This is a genomic window from Micromonospora coerulea (assembly GCF_016598485.1).
GTDB lineage: Bacteria > Actinomycetota > Actinomycetes > Mycobacteriales > Micromonosporaceae > Micromonospora > Micromonospora coerulea.
In genome coordinates, this window is record NZ_JAEMUW010000002.1 from 39,727 (window position 1) to 55,843 (window position 16,117).

The 16,117-nt window shown below is 72.3% G+C and carries 21 protein-coding genes; 11 read left to right on the top strand and 10 right to left on the bottom strand.

Annotation, left to right across the window (positions count from 1 at the left end; all coding sequences use genetic code 11):
• The first annotated feature begins 64 nt into the window (after positions 1–64).
• From I8N68_RS02495 to I8N68_RS02520, 6 genes are all read left to right on the top strand, one after another.
• On the top strand, positions 65–1,291 hold the full coding sequence (locus I8N68_RS02495) for an ArsB/NhaD family transporter (RefSeq protein ID WP_200207109.1): 1,227 nt from the start codon (positions 65–67) through the stop codon (positions 1,289–1,291).
• A gap of 223 nt (positions 1,292–1,514) precedes the next feature.
• Positions 1,515–2,432, top strand: a complete 918-nt coding sequence (locus I8N68_RS02500; RefSeq protein ID WP_200207110.1) for an SMP-30/gluconolactonase/LRE family protein — start codon at positions 1,515–1,517, stop codon at positions 2,430–2,432.
• Between the two features lie 118 nt (positions 2,433–2,550).
• On the top strand, positions 2,551–2,979 hold the full coding sequence (locus I8N68_RS02505) for an SRPBCC domain-containing protein (protein ID WP_200207118.1): 429 nt from the start codon (positions 2,551–2,553) through the stop codon (positions 2,977–2,979).
• Positions 2,972–3,301: an ArsR/SmtB family transcription factor gene (locus I8N68_RS02510; protein ID WP_200207120.1), complete on the top strand. Its 330-nt coding sequence runs from the start codon at positions 2,972–2,974 to the stop codon at positions 3,299–3,301. The genes I8N68_RS02505 and I8N68_RS02510 overlap by 8 nt, the downstream gene beginning before the upstream one ends.
• Positions 3,302–3,564: 263 nt before the next feature.
• Positions 3,565–4,659, top strand: coding sequence for an LLM class flavin-dependent oxidoreductase (locus I8N68_RS02515; RefSeq protein ID WP_200207121.1), 1,095 nt, complete (start codon positions 3,565–3,567; stop codon positions 4,657–4,659).
• Complete coding sequence (locus tag I8N68_RS02520) at positions 4,659–5,273, top strand: FMN reductase (protein WP_307812517.1); 615 nt, start codon at positions 4,659–4,661, stop codon at positions 5,271–5,273. The genes I8N68_RS02515 and I8N68_RS02520 overlap by 1 nt, the downstream gene beginning before the upstream one ends.
• A 12-nt stretch (positions 5,274–5,285) precedes the next feature.
• Here the strand turns inward: I8N68_RS02520 and I8N68_RS02525 are convergent, their stop codons facing one another.
• Positions 5,286–5,750: a MarR family winged helix-turn-helix transcriptional regulator gene (locus I8N68_RS02525; protein WP_200207122.1), complete on the bottom strand. Its 465-nt coding sequence runs from the start codon at positions 5,748–5,750 to the stop codon at positions 5,286–5,288.
• A gap of 137 nt (positions 5,751–5,887) precedes the next feature.
• Here I8N68_RS02525 and I8N68_RS02530 point away from each other — a divergent pair, with 137 nt between their 5' ends.
• Positions 5,888–6,448, top strand: coding sequence for an NADPH-dependent FMN reductase (locus I8N68_RS02530; RefSeq protein WP_200207123.1), 561 nt, complete (start codon positions 5,888–5,890; stop codon positions 6,446–6,448).
• 130 nt (positions 6,449–6,578) lie between these two features.
• On the opposite strand, the gene I8N68_RS02535 is transcribed toward I8N68_RS02530, so the two are convergent.
• The 7 genes from I8N68_RS02535 to I8N68_RS02565 form a co-directional block, all read right to left on the bottom strand.
• Positions 6,579–7,481, bottom strand: coding sequence for an inositol monophosphatase family protein (locus I8N68_RS02535; RefSeq protein ID WP_200207124.1), 903 nt, complete (start codon positions 7,479–7,481; stop codon positions 6,579–6,581).
• A gap of 15 nt (positions 7,482–7,496) precedes the next feature.
• Positions 7,497–8,150 carry a hypothetical protein gene (locus I8N68_RS02540; RefSeq protein ID WP_200207125.1) on the bottom strand — a complete coding sequence of 218 codons (654 nt, stop codon included), beginning with the start codon at positions 8,148–8,150 and terminating at the stop codon, positions 7,497–7,499.
• Positions 8,147–9,148: a hypothetical protein gene (locus I8N68_RS02545; protein WP_200207126.1), complete on the bottom strand. Its 1,002-nt coding sequence runs from the start codon at positions 9,146–9,148 to the stop codon at positions 8,147–8,149. The genes I8N68_RS02540 and I8N68_RS02545 overlap by 4 nt, the downstream gene beginning before the upstream one ends.
• A gap of 55 nt (positions 9,149–9,203) precedes the next feature.
• Complete coding sequence (locus tag I8N68_RS02550) at positions 9,204–9,980, bottom strand: class I SAM-dependent methyltransferase (protein ID WP_200207127.1); 777 nt, start codon at positions 9,978–9,980, stop codon at positions 9,204–9,206.
• 151 nt (positions 9,981–10,131) lie between these two features.
• Positions 10,132–11,079 (bottom strand): TolB family protein, encoded by a 948-nt coding sequence (locus I8N68_RS02555; RefSeq protein WP_200207128.1) that lies wholly within the window; start codon positions 11,077–11,079, stop codon positions 10,132–10,134.
• Between the two features lie 300 nt (positions 11,080–11,379).
• Positions 11,380–11,826 carry a DUF6069 family protein gene (locus I8N68_RS32625; RefSeq protein ID WP_234038662.1) on the bottom strand — a complete coding sequence of 149 codons (447 nt, stop codon included), beginning with the start codon at positions 11,824–11,826 and terminating at the stop codon, positions 11,380–11,382.
• A gap of 306 nt (positions 11,827–12,132) precedes the next feature.
• A complete protein-coding gene (locus I8N68_RS02565; RefSeq protein ID WP_200207130.1) occupies positions 12,133–13,161 on the bottom strand; it encodes an RNA polymerase subunit sigma-70 in 1,029 nt (342 codons plus the stop codon).
• A 416-nt stretch (positions 13,162–13,577) separates the two neighbouring features.
• Between I8N68_RS02565 and I8N68_RS02570 the strand changes: the two genes are divergently transcribed.
• Positions 13,578–13,883, top strand: coding sequence for an HD domain-containing protein (locus I8N68_RS02570; RefSeq protein ID WP_234038663.1), 306 nt, complete (start codon positions 13,578–13,580; stop codon positions 13,881–13,883).
• A 9-nt stretch (positions 13,884–13,892) separates the two neighbouring features.
• Here I8N68_RS02570 and I8N68_RS02575 read toward each other — a convergent pair whose 3' ends face one another.
• The gene (locus I8N68_RS02575) at positions 13,893–14,183 is read right to left on the bottom strand and encodes an NUDIX domain-containing protein (protein WP_234038709.1); all 291 of its coding nucleotides are present in this window, start codon (positions 14,181–14,183) and stop codon (positions 13,893–13,895) included.
• 140 nt (positions 14,184–14,323) lie between these two features.
• Positions 14,324–14,485, bottom strand: a complete 162-nt coding sequence (locus tag I8N68_RS34155) for an ArsR family transcriptional regulator (protein WP_200208024.1) — start codon at positions 14,483–14,485, stop codon at positions 14,324–14,326.
• Between I8N68_RS34155 and I8N68_RS02585 the strand changes: the two genes are divergently transcribed.
• The 3 genes from I8N68_RS02585 to I8N68_RS02595 all read left to right on the top strand — a co-directional run bounded on the left by I8N68_RS02585 (position 14,472) and on the right by I8N68_RS02595 (position 16,115).
• A complete protein-coding gene (locus I8N68_RS02585; protein WP_200207132.1) occupies positions 14,472–14,642 on the top strand; it encodes a hypothetical protein in 171 nt (56 codons plus the stop codon). The two genes, I8N68_RS34155 and I8N68_RS02585, sit on opposite strands and share 14 nt — an antisense overlap.
• A gap of 144 nt (positions 14,643–14,786) precedes the next feature.
• Entirely contained in the window at positions 14,787–15,344 is a 558-nt protein-coding gene (locus tag I8N68_RS02590) for an AMIN-like domain-containing (lipo)protein (RefSeq protein ID WP_200207134.1), read from the top strand.
• Between the two features lie 90 nt (positions 15,345–15,434).
• Positions 15,435–16,115, top strand: a complete 681-nt coding sequence (locus tag I8N68_RS02595; protein WP_200207136.1) for a response regulator — start codon at positions 15,435–15,437, stop codon at positions 16,113–16,115.
• Positions 16,116–16,117: the final 2 nt, after the last annotated feature.

Sequence of the window (16,117 nt, forward strand, 5' to 3'; positions counted from 1 at the left end):
GGACACCCTGGGCAGCCGCGTCGGCCCTGCCCCGTGGGCCCGGCCTGTGCGAGGATCATCCCTCGTGGAGACTGTCGGCGAGCCACCGTCCGCCGCGCCGGACCGATCCCGCTGGGGCCGGCTGCACGTCCTGGACTGGATCGCCATCGGGCTCGCCGCCGTCGGGGTGCTCAGCGTCCTCACCGGACTGCTGCCCCGGGCGGAGGCCGAGGTCACCGTGCGCCGGATCATCCCGATCCTGATCTTCCTCGGCACCGTGGTGGTGCTGGCCGAGCTGACCGCGGTGGCCGGGGTCTTCGACGCCCTCGCCGCCCGGGTGGCGATCGCCGCCCGGGGCAGCTACCGGGCGCTGTTCTGGCTCTGCGTCGCCTTCGCGTCGATCACCACCATCGCGCTCAACCTGGACACCACCGCGGTGCTGCTCACCCCGGTGATGATCGCCCTGGCCCGCAAACTCGGCGTGCCGCCGACGCCGCTGGCGATGACCACCGTCTGGCTGGCCAACACCGCCAGCCTGCTGCTGCCGGTGTCCAACCTGACCAACATCCTGGCCAGCAACCGGATCGGACTCGACCCGCTGCCCTGGGCGGCCCGGATGTGGTGGCCGCAGCTGGTCGCGATCGTGATCACCATGCTGCTGCTCTGGTGGTGGTACTGGCGGCCGGCCCGCGCCGGGGCCGACCCGTTCGTCCCGCCGCCGGCGCACGTGCCGCCGGACCGGGTGCTCCACCGCACCGCGCTGGGCGCCTGCCTGCTCTTCGTCGCCGGCATCCTGGCCGGCGTGGAGATCGGGCTCGCCTCCGGGGTGGCCGCTGCGATCCTGGTCGCCGGCTTCGCCCTCCGGGCCCGGCACAGCCTGCGCCCCGCGCTGATCCCGTGGCGGCTGCTGGTCTTCGTCACCGGGCTGTTCCTGGTGGTGCAGACCATCGGCGAACACGGCCTGGACCACGTGATGGGCGCCCTCATCGGCGGCGACCCGGGCACCGAGGGCTCGCTGCGGGCCGGCGCGGTCGGCGCGCTCTTCGCCAACGTGGTCAACAACCTGCCCGCGTACGTCGCCGGCGAGGCGGTCATCGACCCGGCCAACCACACCCAGCTTTTCGCCCTGCTGATCGGCACGAACGTCGGTCCCCTCGCCACGCCGTGGGCGTCGCTGGCCACGCTGATCTGGTACGAGCGCTGTCGGGCCGCCGGGGTCGCGGTGCCGCTGGGCCGCTTCGTCGCCACGAGCGCCGCCCTGGCCGCGCTGGCCACCACCGCCACCGTCGCCACCCTGCTGCTCACCCCGTGACGGGCACCCGTTTGTGACGCCGGCCAGCGGGTAGCCGCCGTCGCTCACCCGATGCCAACGACCTGGAAAGCTCGGCGATGGCCGCGCCGAGGCGAGGGAGTACGCGCATGGCGGTCCTACCCCGGCACGAGGATCCCCGCCTGATCCCGGTGCTGTCCGCCGACCGGTCTGGACCGGTGTCACCACCACGCCCGACGGGCGGATGTTCGTCACCTTCCCGTCCGTGGACCGGCCGGGCCTCCAGGTCGCGGAGGCCATGCCCGACGGCCGGCTCGTCCCGTATCCGGACGCCGGGTGGAACCGGGTCCGCGGCGACCACGACCCGGATGGGGCGTTCGTCTGCGTGAACGGGCTGCGGGTCGGACCCGACGGGCGGATCTGGATCGTCGATGCCGGGGCCCCCGGCGTCGGACTGCCCGCCGTGACCGGCGGCGGCCGCTTGATCGTCGTCGATCCGGCCACCGACGCGATCACCCGCAGCTACGACCTCGGTCCGGCGCTGCGGGAGTTGAGTTACCTCGACGATGTGCGCTTCAATCGGCGGACCGCCTACGTCACCGACGCCGGCGCGCCCGCGATCGTCGTGCTCGACCTGGGCAGCGGCCAGGCCCGGCGGGTGCTGGACAACCACCCGAGCACGGTCGACCAGCGCACCATGTACGCGGACGGGCAGGTCCTGCGCGGCCAGGACGGCGGAGAGCTGCGCATCCACGCCGACCAGCTCGAGGTGTCCCCCGACGGGCGGCACCTCTACTTCCAACCGTGCTCCGGACCACTTGCCCGGATCGAGACACGCTGGCTGGACGACCCGTCGGTTCCCGCAGCCATGCTGGCGGACCGGGTCGAGACCTGGCTCGACACTCCGACCACCGGCGGCACCGCCATCGACTCCGCCGGCACCATCTACCTCAGCGACGTGGAACAGCGCCGGATCCTGACCGTCTCGCCCGATCGGCAGGTGGAGACCCTCCTCGCCGATCCGCGGCTGATCTTTGCCGACGCGCTGTGGTTCGACGGTTCAGGTTGGCTGTGGATCCCCGCCACCCAGCTCAACCGGACGCCCGGACTGGCCGGTGGGGTGCAGTCGGTGGAGTACCCCGTCTGGATCTACAAGATGCGGATCGACGCGACCCCGCCGTGACGGCACGGCGCCCCCACCCCTCGGTGGCCACCCGCGCCACCACCCGGCCAGGGTTGACGCAACCGGTCAGTTGCTATACGTTATGGCAACTGGTCAGTTGCTACTTGGGAGGTACGAGATGGGGTTTCCAGATCGGATTGAGCGCACGGTGCGGGTCGATCGGCCGGTGGAGCGGGTATGGGCCGCCATCACGACCGCCGAAGGGCTCGGCGCCTGGTTCAGCGACAGCGCGGAGATCGACCTGCGCGTCGGCGGCACCGCGAAGCTGACCTGGGACAGCGGCGACGCGGCGCAGCTGCGCGTGGAGCGGCTCGAGCCGATGACGGTCTTCGGCTACACCTGGGGCATCAACGGCCTGCCCGACCACGACCCGCGTCGCACCTACGTGGAGTTCACCCTCACGCCGGACGACGGCGGCACCACGGTGAGCGTCGTGGAGACCGGATTCGCCCAGCTCGAGCCGGACGACTACCGCAAGGCGTTCGACAGCAACACCCGGGGCTGGGCGGCCGAGCTCGACGAGTTGGTCGCCTATCTTCATGGCTGACCAGGCGTCGGAGGCGGTCGCGGAGGCCGTGTTCACGGCATTGGCCGACCCGAACCGACGCGCCATTCTCGCGGCACTGGCCGCGGGCGGACCGGCCACCGCGACGGATCTGGCCGCCACCCTGCCGATCACGCGGCAGGGGATAGCCAAACACCTTGCGCTGCTTGCCGACGCGGGTCTCGTGGCGGCCGAACGCGGCGAACGGCGCAGGATCCGCTATCACCTGCAGTCCGGCCCGATGCGGGTGGCGCAGCAGTTCCTCGCCGCCCTGGCCCGCGACTGGGACGGCCCCCTCGCGGCGCTGCGCACGCATCTGGAATGACTGCCGGGCGCTCGGCCGCTGAATCGCCACGCCGCACAAGAAAACCGAAGGTTTGGCGCAGTCATTACCGCGGGCACAGGCTGAGCCTGGGGCCCGGTCCCGCTGGGGCCGGGCCTCGGCTTGCGCTTCGCCGTCGGGCTCCCCGGGCGAGATGCGTGACCCGGGCCACGTAGGTACTTGCTCAGTCAAGGAATCTCTGCCACTCTCCCCCGGTTGCTGATAGGCGTCAGGTACGACCGGTAGGAGCGAGGCAGGTGAGTTGGATGCAGTTCGGAATCTTTGGCGTGGGAGACGTGGCGCGCGACCCGGTGACCGGGCGGATGCCGTCCGAGCACGAGCGGATCAAGGCCGTGATGGAGTACGCGAAGCTGGCCGAGGAGGTCGGGCTGGACGTCTTCGCCATCGGCGAGCACCACAACCCGCCGTTCATCCCCTCCTCGCCCACCACCATGCTCGGGTACATCGCGGCCCGGACAGACAAGATCATTCTGTCCACCTCGACCACGCTGATCACCACCAACGACCCGGTGAAGATCGCCGAGGACTACGCCATGCTCCAGCACCTGGCCGACGGCCGCGTCGACCTGATCATGGGACGCGGCAACACCGGCCCGGTCTACCCCTGGTTCGGCCAGGACATCCGCAACGCCATCCCGCTCGCCATCGAGAACTACGACCTGCTGCGCCGGCTCTGGCGCGAGGACGTGGTCGACTGGGAGGGCAAGTTCCGCACCCCGCTGCAGTCGTTCACCTCGACGCCTCGGCCGCTGGACGGCGTGCCGCCGTTCGTCTGGCACGGCTCCATCCGCAGCCCGGAGATCGCCGAGCAGGCCGCGTACTACGGCGACGGGTTCCTGCACAACAACCTCCTCTGGCCCAAGAAGCACGTTCAGCGGATGGTCGGGCTCTACCGCCGGCGGTTCGAGCACTACGGGCACGGCCCGGCGGACCAGGCGATCGTGGGCCTGGGCGCGCAGGTGTTCATGCGGAGGAACTCGCAGGACGCCGTCCGGGAGTTCCGCACGTACTTCGACAATTCGGCGGCCTACGGGCACGGCCCGTCCCTTGAGGAGACGATGAACCAGACGGCGCTCCTCGTCGGCAGCCCGCAGGAGGTGATCGACCGCACCCTGGCCTTCCGTGAGTACGCCGGCGGCGACTACCAGCGCCAGCTCTTCAACGTCGACGGGATCGGGGTCCCCCGGAAGACCGTGCTCGAGCAGATCGAGATGTTGGGCGAGGTCGTTCAGGTACTGCGCAAGGAGTTCGCGGTGGGCCGTCCCGCCCACGTCCCGGACGCCCCGACCCACGCCTCGCTGAAGGCCGCGGCGCTGGCCGCCGCGGCGAAGGAGGTCTGATGAAGCGCACCATCGCCGTCATCTCGGCCGGCTTGCGGCAGCCCTCGTCGACCCGGATGCTCGCCGACCGGTTGGCCGACGCGGTGCGCCGCGAGCTGGAACGGCTCGGGGCCGAGGCCGACGTGGAACTGATCGAACTGCGCGACCACGCGCACGACCTGGTCAACAACCTGCTGGTTGGTTACCCGTCGGAGGAGCTCGAGCGGGTCCAGGAGATCGTCCTGCGCTCCGACGCGCTGGTCGCGGTGACCCCGACGTTCTCCGGGTCGTACAACGGGATCTTCAAGATGTTCGTCGACGTCCTCGACGACACCGCGCTGGTCGACAAGCCGGTGCTGGTCGCCGCCACCGGCGGCACGGGGCGTCACTCGCTGGTGCTGGAACATGCGCTGCGGCCGCTCTTCAGCTACCTGCGCGCGGTCGTGGTGCCCACCGCGGTGTTCGCCGCGCCCGAGGACTGGGGAGCCGGCGACGCGGCCCAGAGTTCGCTGGGGCGTCGGATCGACCGGGCGGCCGGCGAACTGGCCCGCGAGGTGGATCGGCGTGACCCGCCCACCGTCACCGACCCCTTCGAGGACCCGACGTCGTTCGAGCGGCTGCTCGGCGGCCAGTGACCGCCGCCCGACTCAGTCAACCGTCCCGACCCGCTGGAACGCGCGGGCCAACTGGATGAGGTCGAAGCCCTCGAAGTGGTCGAGGAACCGTCGCCGCACGGCGGCCAGGTGACTCGGCCAGGACTCTTGCAGGCGGGCGAAACCGGCATCGGTGAGGACGGCGTTCCAGCCGCGCGCGTCCTCCTCGCTCCGGACCCGCTCGACCAGGCCCTGCGTCTCCAGCCGGCTGATGGTGCGGGTCATTCCGCTCAGTGACAGTTGGCAGGCCGCCGCGAGTTCGTTCATCCGCATCTGCCGGCCCGGCGCTTCGGAGAGGTTCCTCAGGGCGGTGTATTCGGTGAGGGGCAGCTGGCGGTCGCCGACCATGTCGGCGTCGATCGCCCGGGGCAGGACGTACATCACCTGACCCAGGGATCGGACCAGCTCCTCCTCGTCGGGCGTGAGGGGGTGCAGGGCTTCTGCGGAGGTGCCGGACATGCCATCCATCCTAGTTGCTTGACCGAGCAATCCCCGCTTGAGGTGTGAGGGCAACCATAGAGCCGGCATTTGCTTGACCAAGCAATCACTCGCTAGCGTTCATGTCGCCAGACAAAGTCTTCTGAAAGGCGCCAACCATGACCAGGATCGGGATCATCCTCGGGAGCACCCGCCCGGGGCGTAACGGCGAAGCCGTCGCCCGCTGGGTCCTCGAGGTGGCCAAGCAGCGCTCCGACGCGCAGTTCGAGCTCGTCGACCTGCTCGACTACCAGCTGCCGCACCTCGACGAGGCGTACCCGCCGGCGATGGGCCAGTACACCCAGCCGCACACGCTGCGCTGGGCCAACACCATCGCGTCGTTCGACGGGTTCGTGATGGTCACCCCCGAGTACAACCACTCCACCTCGGGTGCCCTCAAGAACGCCATCGACTTCCTCTACGCGGAGTGGAACAACAAGGCCGTCGGGTTCGTCAGCTACGGCTCCGCCGGCGGCACCCGGGCCGTGGAGCACCTGCGCCTGATCGCCGGCGAGCTCCAGATGGCCGACGTGCGCTCTCAGGTGGCGCTGTCGCTCTTCACCGACTTCGAGAACTTCAGCGTCTTCAAGCCGAGCCAGTTCCAGCAGGACTCGCTCACCGCCACGCTCGACCAGGTCGTGGCCTGGAGCACCGCGCTCGCTCCGCTGCGCAACCGCTGAGCACGCCCCGAGCTTGATCCGGAATGGCCGCGGGATCTTCCCGCGGCCATCTCCGTGCTCGGCCCGCCACCGCCTGACCGCTGCGGCCGACCGAGCCGGCCAGCTACCGATTGGACGGCCCGAGCGAAGCTCACCAGCCGACGGTGGTGAGGCTGATCGGGGTGAGGTGGCGGACCTGCGGTTCGATCCACTGTGCCGCGGTGACCAGCTTGACCAGCCGGTCGATGCTCTCCGGCGGCCCGGCGACGAAGCTGCGCCGCTCGGCCGGGCACCCGTACCGGTCGTCGAAGCACCCGCCGTCGAGCGCCCGTATCACCATCCCCGCCTCGGCGGCCAGCAGCAGCCCGGCCGGCAGGTCGACGGCCTCCGGCCGGTACCCGACGATCCCGTCGATGTCGCCGCGGGCCAGCATCACCCAGGACAGCAGCGGGGCCCACAGTTGCAGCACCCGCCGGGCGGTGGAGTCCAGTACCACCTTCAACGCCCGGGCGGTGCTGTCGTCCCGGCGTACGTCGTGGCCCTGGGTCCAGGCCAGCACCGGCGCGGACGGCACGGGCCGGTGCGGCGCCCGCAGCGGCCGGCCGGACGGCCCGGCGGCGTGCACGAACGCGCCCTGCCCGCGCACCGCGGACCAGGTGCGGCCGGCGACCGGGTCGTGCACCACGCCGACCACCGGCGAGCCGCGCTCACAGAGCGCGATCCCGACCACGTACGCGGGCAGCCCGATCGCCACGTTGTTGGTGCCGTCGAGCGGGTCGACCAGCCACGCCCAGGCGTCGTCGGCGGCGTACTCGCCGCCCTCCTCGGCGATCACGCCGTGTTCGGGCCAGCGGGCGCGGATCCGGTCGACGATCAGCCGCTCGGCGGCCAGGTCGAGGTCGGTGACCAGGTCGCCGGTGGCATTCTTGGCGCGGGAGGCGACCCGGCCCCTGGTCCCCTCGCGTAACAGCCGCCCGGCGGCGCGTGCGGCGTCGACGGCGAACCGGTGCGCGTCACGCAGGTCCGGCCCGGGTCCGTCCGGCTTCACGTTCATGGCTCCTCCAGCCAGTCAGCCCCGTGCCACCAGTCGCGCGATCTCCCGTGCCATCCGCGCGGTCTCCGCCGCGCCACAGCGGTCCCGGCGCACCCGGTGGCTGCGCCCGTGCACCGCGCCGAGGCTCAGGTCGCAGCCGCCGGGGGTGGTCCGCCCCAGCGCCACCGTCACGGCCGGCCGCCCGGGGTCCACCTCAGAGGTGTGGAACCCGCCGGCGCGCAACGCGTACGAGTCGCCGGCGGAGTGCGTCTCCACGGTGGCGGTCGCCGCGGTCACCAGCCGGTCGGTGGCCGCCATCTCGTCGACGTCCGCGCGGCTGCGCACCTCGTACACCCGCCAGGCCGGCGCGGCGGGCGCGTCGATCACCTCGATCAGCTCGTTGCGGACGCTGCCGTGCAGTACGTGGCTGAGCAGGTCCCAGCTGTGCGAATGCATGGTGGAGGTGGTCGTCTGGACGGGCGGCGGCTCGGCCGGCCAGGCGTGCACGCAGATCCCGTCGGGCCCGGCGCGGTCCACCGGCAGGCAGGTGAAGCCGAGCGGGTGGCGGACCGCGCGCAGCGGCCGGCGCCCCGCCGCGACGTCGTCGAGGACGTCGAGCACCCAGCGGCGCAGCAGCTCCGGCCGGGTGCCCCGGTCGATCTCCCGTTCCAGGTCGGCGTAGGTCATCATGCGTAGGGGTCTCTCGCCTGGATGGCCTTGCCCACGATGTCGGCGACGTCGCGGTCGCCGAACGAGCGGGGCAGCGGCAGGCCGAGCGCGGTGAACAGCCGGCGGACCTGCTCCACGGACGGTTCGTCGTCGAGCTTCACCTGCGCGGCGGCCTCGATCGGCACCCGCCGGCTCTGCTCGCGGCTGGACTGCAACTCGATGTTGTAGCGGTTGTAGTACAGCTCCTTGCGGTCGATGCGCAGCGCCGGGGTCTGCGGATTCTCCTGGGTGACGATGACGCAGCTCGACGAGAGGTCGTAGCGGAAGGTGGTCATCCGCGGCGACAGTCGCACGTCGATGGTGAGCAGGCCGGAGCGTTGCAGGTGCCAGCAGGCGGCCAGCACGGTGGCGAAGGACTCCTTGCGGGTGCGATCCACCGTCCACCGCTCCCCCGGCGCGTCCGGCGCCAGGCTGCGCCGGAACCGCGCGTACCGCTCGCAGACGCCCTCGTCGGTCGGGTCGATGATCTCGATGGCGAAGCGCAGGGTGGCGTTGCGCTTGCGCGCATGGTCGAGGCACTCGGGCAGGGTGACCGCCCGGGTGTAGGTGCCCGTGCCGCCCTTGAAGTCCCACCGGTCGGTGTGCCGGCGGGCCTCGGCGAGGGCCTGCCCGACCTCGGTGCCGTTGAGCACCCGGACCATCGAGACGCTGTCGATGGCCTCGCGGGCCCGGTTCAGCGCGCCGTCGGGGCCGGTGATCTCCCGCATCTGCGGCACCAGCTCGGTGAGCCGGTCCCGGGTGTCGCCCAGCACGTGCCGCACCTGGTGCTCGTTGGTCTCCCGGCGCAGCCGGTCACGCAGCATGGCCTGGGCGAGCAGGGCGAGGATCAGCAGGATGGCGCTGTTGACCACCTCCTGGCTGACGGTGCTCGTCAGCCCGAGAATGGCGACGGTCAAGGCCAGGATCAGCCCGATGAAAGCGTCGAGATTGTTGACGACCCAGGTGAATAGGCGGGTCATGACATCCCCCGGTCCATGACGGTTCCCCCATGATAGCCCTTTGTCAATATCACGATCACACGCTGTTCGGTTGCCCCGTGACCCTCGGTGACGATGGCTCGGCGGGCCGCCGGGCCGCGCAGATCAGCGAACCTCCCAGCCCCGGCGCGAGGCGGGCGAGCAGCCGGGAGGTGACCCAGCGTCCACCCGGCAGCCGCCAACCGACCTGGTTGGAGCGGATCGACAGCGGCACGAACCCGGCCCGCCGCAGCACCCGGCGCAGCAACGACGCGGTGAACGGCCGGATGTGCAGCCAGAGGTAGGGGTGCAGCGGGTCCACCTGGCGTGGGGCCCGGCCGAGGAGGAAGGACACCCGGTCCTGGACGGTGGCCAGGTTGGGGGTGGTGAGCACCAGCAGCCCACCCGGGGCCAGCACCCGGTGGCACTCGCGCAGCAGTGCCACCGGGTCGTAGACGTGCTCGATCAGCTCACCGGTCAGCAGCCCGGCGAAGCTGCCCGAGCGGAACGGCAGGCCGCGGGTGACGTCCAGGCAGACCGGCAGGGCCCGGGGGCCGGCGGCCCGCCGCGCGCCGGCCAGCGCGGTCTCGGCGAGGTCCGCGAGCACCAGCGGCCCCGGCAGGTCCGCCGGGTCGAGCATGCCGCGCGGGCCGCAGCCCAGCTCCAGCACCGGCCGCGTCCCGGTCACGCCCTCGGCCACCATCCGGGCCGCGACCGCGCGGCGGATCCGGTGGTACGGGTCGTCGACGTACCCGTTGACCCTGCGGCCGTCGTGGTAGCTGCGCCGGTTGGCCCGGCGGCCGTGCGCCTGCACTCCGGTCGGTGGCTCCGCCATCGCGCCCTCCACTGTCGTCGTCGACCGGCGACCGTCCCGCCACCCAGCCTCGCATCGCGTGGCGGTGATCGGCGGGACCGGCGCGGCGGCGTGCGGAGACGCCGACGCGGCGGCCGGTGGCCGGCCGCCGCGTCGCAGGGATCGGGTCGATTCAGATGGCGCGGGCCCAGTCCAGCCGGCTGCTGTCGTCGTACTCGTCGCCCGGGATCCACCACGGCTCGCCGAAGCCGCTGGTCGAGACGATGATGTTGCCGCCGTCCGGGTACTCGTTGGTCGGCGGCACCGACAGCGCCGCGCAGTAGCGGCCGTCGGGAGAGAACACCGGCGACAGGTACACCCGGGGCTCGTCGGTGAGCCGCTTCAGGCCGGTGCCGTCGATGCGCACCGACCCGAGCGCCCGGCCGCCCAGGACCTCAGTGTCGCGGGTCCAGCGGTTGGTGCAGAACACCACGCGCTCGGAGTTGGGCATGAAGACCGGCCAGTCGAAGTGCTCGCCGGCCGCCTCGGGCAGGTAGATCCGCCGCAGCTTCCCGGTGGCCAGGGTCAGTGTCTTCAGCTGCGGCCCCTCCGAGCGGCTGTACCACCGCGTGACGATCATGGACCCGTCCCGGGACCAGTTTGGCAGGGACATGACGTGTCCCTGCACGAGCACCCGGATGGCGCCGGTGGCCACGTCGACCGTCACCAGGGTGTCGTGGTTGCGGACCAGGGCGAGCTGGGTGCCGTCCGGCGACCAGGTCGGGCTCTCCCAGTACACGCCCTCCTCCCCCGCCACCAGCGGCAGGGTCTCCCCGGTGACCCGGTCCCAGAGCGCCACGGCTGCCGGGCGCGGCTGGCCGGGGATGTAGGAGTTGTTGCGGAAGGCCACGTACCGGCCGTCGGGCGAGGCGGTGCCGTCGTCACCCTGCGAGAACAGCAACTTCGGCGTGGTGTGGCCCGGCTCGACCTGGAACACGCCCGCGGCGCTGACCAGCCACGGCCCGTTGACCACCTCGGTGGTGTCGGCCGCGCTCGCCGGCGCCGTCCCGGCCAGGCCGGTCACCGCCGCGGCCCCCGCCAGGGCGGCCCCGCGCAGCATCGTCCGTCGATTCAGTTCCATGTGTGAAACCCCCGTGTGAGAAGAACTCGTCCCACCCTCCAGAAGGGATCGGTTCCTCTCCATCGGGCGTCCGGCCCCCGTCGGATCGGCCGGTCGGGCAGTCGCACCCCTGCAGCCGCGTCACGGCGAAGCCGCGTCGGGGGCGGTGCCCGTCACCGACGGGCGTCGAGCGCCTCGCCCTGCTGTTCCCCGGCTACACCCGCCCGCGCCGGCCGGCAGCCCTGATCGGCGGGCGGCCGGGGGCCACGTCAGTGCGCTCGCGCACGCCCTTGCGCCGCGCGTTGTCCCGTTGCGGGATCGTCAATCAGTCCGGGTGCGGAGGCTCCGCGCCAGGGTGGGGATCATCACCGTCGCAGCCACGAGGTGTAGCCCGAGGAGGGCGGTGGTGGTGGCGGTGTTTGCCCCGGAGAGGAGGGGCGGGACCAACGAGATCGCGGTCAGCGACACTGCCGTCCACACGAATCGCTCGGCGGGGCGAGCGCTCCAACGAAGAAGGGCGACGGCAATGACGACGCCCACGACCGAGAAGAAGCCGGTCACCACGGCGAACCCGGACAACGGGACCGTCTCGCCACCATCGGGGACCTCGAAGTCGACGCCAACGGCCTGGGCAAGCGCAGCGGCGAGGGTGGTGGCCACCATCGCCGCGAGCGTGGCAATGAAGCCGGTGCCGGCGAGCCCGCGGAGTCGGTGGGTGTGGCTGGTCCGGCCGGATGCCATGCCCGCGGCGACCCCGGTGTCATTCATGCTGTTCATGTCGTTCCTCCATCATTCGGTAACTGGCGCAGGGGGTGTGTTGACCGGCAGGTGACGTCCTGGCCCTGGGGGTGACGATGCGCACCCTCGCCGTGCGACGGCCGGGGTCCCGTAGGGCGCGGACGCCGGTGCCGCGGAGCCAGAACCCGGCATCGCGTCCGAGGACCGGCCCGGGCTCGCCGTCGCGCAGCTCCAGCTGCACGCGCCCGCGGGTGACGACGCCGAACGCGTCGCACCACTCCGCCGCGACCACCGCGACACGCGCGCCACCGCGCAGCGTGAGCGTCCACACCGGGACTACTCGGTGCCGTCCGCCGGCAGGCGCTCCGGCAGCCGGAGCCGCGGGAACTGATCGTCGTGGAAGATGACGATCTCGGTGATCGCCCCGCCGGTGACGCGCAGGACGTCGATCGTCAGCGGCAGGTACGCGCCCTCCTGCTCCCGCCAGAGGTAGAAGGCGACGGCGGGCTGCCGGTTCACGGAGGTCAGGACGCCGCGCAGGTGCCCCAGGTCTGCGAAGCCATCCTCGACCCAGTCGTTCACCACCGCGTCGCGGCCGACGTACAGGCCCGGCGTGGGCGGCATCGAGCAGCGGACGTCGTCCCGCAGCATGGCGGCAAGCCCGTCGATGTCCTTGGCCACGCTGGCGTCGGTGAAGCGGCGCACCAGCTCGCGCGTCCCGGCGTCCTCCTCGCCGCCGGTCCAGTCCTGCCGCTCGGCGGGCAGGTGCTCCCGCATGCCGGCGCGGGCCCGCTGCAGCGCGCTGTTCACGGAGTTGACGGAGTCCCCGAGGAGCTCCGCGACGTCCTTCGCCGGCCAGCCGAGCACGTCCCGCAGGATCAGCACGGCCCGCGGGCGCGGCGCGAGGTGCTGGACTGCGACCAGGTACGCCAGCTCGATCGTCTCCCGCGCGACGGCGACGGTCTCCGGCTCGTCCGCGTCGCCCGCGGGCAGCTCGTCGAGCAGCCGGTCCGGGTAGGGCTGCAGCCACAGCACCTCGCCGCCGGTCGCAGGCTCCGGGCGGCACTTGGCGAGCAGGTCCAGGCAGGCGTTGGTGGCGATCCGGTACAGCCAGGCCCGGAACGTCGACCGCCCCTCGAAGGTCTCCCGGCGCCGCCAGGCACGGAGGAACGTCTCCTGCACGGTGTCCTCGGCGTCCTCGAACGACCCGAGCATCCGGTAGCAGTGCACGTGCAGCTCCCGCCGGTGCCGCTCCGCCAGCCCCGAGAACGCCGCCTCGTCGACCTCGCCCAGACCGCTCACGCCCAGCCCGCTCTCGCCCAGACCGCTCACGCCCAGCTCCTCCAGCCGCGTGTCCGCACTCATCACGTCATCCTTCCGTCTCGTCGTGTCCCGTCGTAGGTGTGACGGGTGCGGGCGCGACAACTCATCACCAGGGTCGGTCGGGCATGGCTGATCCAGTGACGGATCCGGTGGCGGAGCACGACGCGCGGTACGGCGAGGAGGGCGCGGGTCCGCCGGAGTGGGCGCGGGTGCGCGACCGCCTGGCGCGTGCCGGGGTCGCCTGGTTCACGACGACGCGGCGGGCATGGACGCACGGGCACGGCACGAGGTCCACCGAAACGGATGGGCTTGATCTTGTAGCCGGCCGGCACAACCTGGCGTGTTCCTCACCGAGGCGGACGCCGAGGAGGCGAAGCGACTCGTGGAGTCGCACGTGGCGAAGTGCTTCATCGAGCCGCTACCGATAGTGCTGTAGGACGGGTCGTAGCCTTGCTGCGGTGACCTCCGACGCCCTGCGCCGCGCCCTCGAAGAGCCCGGCGACCCGCCGCTGCGGCCGCTGCCCGACGAGGTCGCGGCCCTGCTGGCGGCGCTGCACGCGCCGCCGCGCCTGGCCGGGCACCTGCGGGCCGTGCACGACGTGGCCGCGCAGCTCACCAGCGCCCTTGCGGATTGGTTCCCGCAGCTCCCGTTCGACCGCGCGGCGGTGCTCTTCGGGGCCGCCACCCACGACATCGGCAAGGTACGGCATCCGGAGGAGTTGTCCGGATACGCTGACGTCCTGTCGCCCTCTCCGCCGCCGTAGCCGGTGCGGTCAGCCAAGGTGGTCCGGCAGCAGCGCCAGCGTCGGCGGGAGCTGCGAGTGCAGCGGGGTGGGCAGCGCGTCGCGGGTGAACCAGCCGAGCCGGTCGAACTTGTGCGGCTCGCCGATGGCTACCATCGCCGGGTCGACCCGGACCGCGAAGATCAGCGCGACCCAGTGCGACGGCGGGTCGTCGCGCAGCACGTTGCGGACCCCGAGCTGGCTGATCTCCAGCGGCGTCGTCGCGTACTCCTCGCCGACCTCGCGGGTGACGGCGGCCTCGAAGGTCTCGCCGTACTCCAGCGCACCCGCACCGGTGTCCCAGGTGCCGGGTTCGTCGCGGGCGCCGGCGCCGCCGGGCGAGCAGCAACCGGCCCGCGCCGTCGTGGCAGACGAAGACGCAGGACACCGAGGGGGTACGCGGGGAGCGGTCGGGCATCAGGTCATTCTGCGCCATCGGCCGCCTCGGGCGGACCGGCGCCGGCGATCAGCGCCTCCGCCGAGCTGGTCCGGGCGTAGAGCAGGAACCGTCCGACCCGGTGCGTGCCGATCAGCCCGGCGTCGCGCAGCGCGGTCAGGTGGTGCGAGACGGTGCCGGCTGCCAGCTCGCAGCGCCGGGCCGGTCTGCTCGGCCAACACGCGGGCGCCCGTACGCCGCTCTGGGTGGGCGCGGCCGGCGCCGCGCTGACCTGGCTGCCGCTCTACCGGTCGCCGCTGCGGACGCTCGCCGACCCGTCCGCACTCCCCACGGTCGACCGCTGACGGTCCCCGGGGCGGGACTGTCGGCGCGGACGGACCGCTGTTACCCGACGGTTACCCGGCTGCGAAGCCACTGTGGCGCGGCGCGCCGACTGTCGAGTCGGGACCGCTGGAGCAGGTCCCGCGACAGTCGACAGGGAGGGCACGATGAAACTGAGGAGAGTGCTGGTAGCGCTGACCGTGGTGCTCGGCGGGCTGCTCGCCGGCACGGGAGGCGCCGCCGCGGCGACCACGCCGTACTGCGGGATCACCTGGGGCAGCACCGCCAAGTCGGGCGGCGCGCTGAGCGGCGCCCCGCTCGCGGAGGTCCGCGCCGGGCGGCACGACTGCTGGGACCGGGTGGTGTTCGAGTTCGCCGGCTCGGCGAACGGCTACTCCGTCGCGTACGGCGAGACGTGGACCGAGGGGCAGGGGCTGGCACTGTCGCCGTACACGGCGGGCGGCGCACTGCTGCGGGTCTCGCTGCGGGCCCCGGCGTACGACGACAGCCACGTCGCCACCGTGCCGTACCGCACCGGTGACCACGCGATCAACGCGCTGGGCTACCGGACGCTGCGGGACGTGGTCTTTGGTGGCAGCTTCGAGGGCTACACCACCTTCGCGGTGGGGGTCCGGGCGCAGCTGCCGTACCGGGTGTTCGTGCTCGCCGGCCCGGGCACGCACAGCCGGATCGTGCTCGACGTGGCGCACCAGTGGCAGGCCTGACCACACCGGTGATGGGGGCCGGTCGGCCCTCATCACCGACCGTTGCGCCAGGGTCCCGCCGCGTCGCGCCGGAGCTACGCTGAGGTCGTCATGGAGGGCCGCGTGCTGATCGTCGAGGACGATGCCTCCATCAGGGAGGTCACCGCCCTCGGTCTGCGCCGGGCCGGGTTCCGGGTGGACACCGCGGTCGACGGGCCGACCGCCCTCGCCGGCTGGCGGGCCCGGCCGGCCGACCTGATCGTCCTCGACGTCATGCTGCCCGGCCTCGACGGCTTCGAGGTGTGCCGGGAGATCCGCCGAACCAGCCAGGTGCCGATCCTGATGCTCACCGCGCGCACCGACACCATCGACGTGGTGGTCGGGCTGGAGTGCGGCGCCGACGACTACCTGCGCAAGCCGTTCGACCTGCCGGAGCTGGTCGCCCGGGTCCGCGCGGTGCTGCGCCGGGCGGTCGCCCCGGTCGAGGAGACCACCCTGTGGGCCGGTCCGTTGGAGATCGACCCGGCCCGGTTCGTGGCCCGCAAGTCGGGCCGGGAGCTGACCCTGACCGCGACCGAGTTCCGGTTGCTGCTGGAGCTGGCCCGCCGGCCCGGCCAGGTGTTCACCCGCGAGCTGCTGCTGGACCGGGTGTGGGGGCACAGCTACCTCGGCGACTCGCGGCTGGTCGACGTCGCGGTGCAGCGGCTGCGGGCCAAGGTGGAGGACGACCCCGGCCAGCCGGCGCTGATCCGGACCGTGCGGGGCGCCGGCTACAAGCTGTCGACGGGGTGAGG

Bases quoted from the DNA above. Each gene is read 5' to 3' on its own strand.
- I8N68_RS02505 (WP_200207118.1), top strand. From the start codon at position 2,551: ATGGGGTTTCCAGATCGGATTGAGCGCACGGTGCGGGTCGATCGGCCG.
- I8N68_RS02510 (WP_200207120.1), top strand. From the start codon at position 2,972: ATGGCTGACCAGGCGTCGGAGGCGGTCGCGGAGGCCGTGTTCACGGCA.
- I8N68_RS02515 (WP_200207121.1), top strand. From the start codon at position 3,565: ATGCAGTTCGGAATCTTTGGCGTGGGAGACGTGGCGCGCGACCCGGTG.
- I8N68_RS02520 (WP_307812517.1), top strand. From the start codon at position 4,659: ATGAAGCGCACCATCGCCGTCATCTCGGCCGGCTTGCGGCAGCCCTCG.
- I8N68_RS02525 (WP_200207122.1), bottom strand. From the start codon at position 5,750: ATGTCCGGCACCTCCGCAGAAGCCCTGCACCCCCTCACGCCCGACGAG.
- I8N68_RS02530 (WP_200207123.1), top strand. From the start codon at position 5,888: ATGACCAGGATCGGGATCATCCTCGGGAGCACCCGCCCGGGGCGTAAC.
- I8N68_RS02535 (WP_200207124.1), bottom strand. From the start codon at position 7,481: ATGAACGTGAAGCCGGACGGACCCGGGCCGGACCTGCGTGACGCGCAC.
- I8N68_RS02540 (WP_200207125.1), bottom strand. From the start codon at position 8,150: ATGATGACCTACGCCGACCTGGAACGGGAGATCGACCGGGGCACCCGG.
- I8N68_RS02545 (WP_200207126.1), bottom strand. From the start codon at position 9,148: ATGACCCGCCTATTCACCTGGGTCGTCAACAATCTCGACGCTTTCATC.
- I8N68_RS02550 (WP_200207127.1), bottom strand. From the start codon at position 9,980: ATGGCGGAGCCACCGACCGGAGTGCAGGCGCACGGCCGCCGGGCCAAC.
- I8N68_RS02555 (WP_200207128.1), bottom strand. From the start codon at position 11,079: ATGGAACTGAATCGACGGACGATGCTGCGCGGGGCCGCCCTGGCGGGG.
- I8N68_RS32625 (WP_234038662.1), bottom strand. From the start codon at position 11,826: ATGAATGACACCGGGGTCGCCGCGGGCATGGCATCCGGCCGGACCAGC.
- I8N68_RS02565 (WP_200207130.1), bottom strand. From the start codon at position 13,161: ATGAGTGCGGACACGCGGCTGGAGGAGCTGGGCGTGAGCGGTCTGGGC.
- I8N68_RS02590 (WP_200207134.1), top strand. From the start codon at position 14,787: ATGAAACTGAGGAGAGTGCTGGTAGCGCTGACCGTGGTGCTCGGCGGG.
- I8N68_RS02595 (WP_200207136.1), top strand. From the start codon at position 15,435: ATGGAGGGCCGCGTGCTGATCGTCGAGGACGATGCCTCCATCAGGGAG.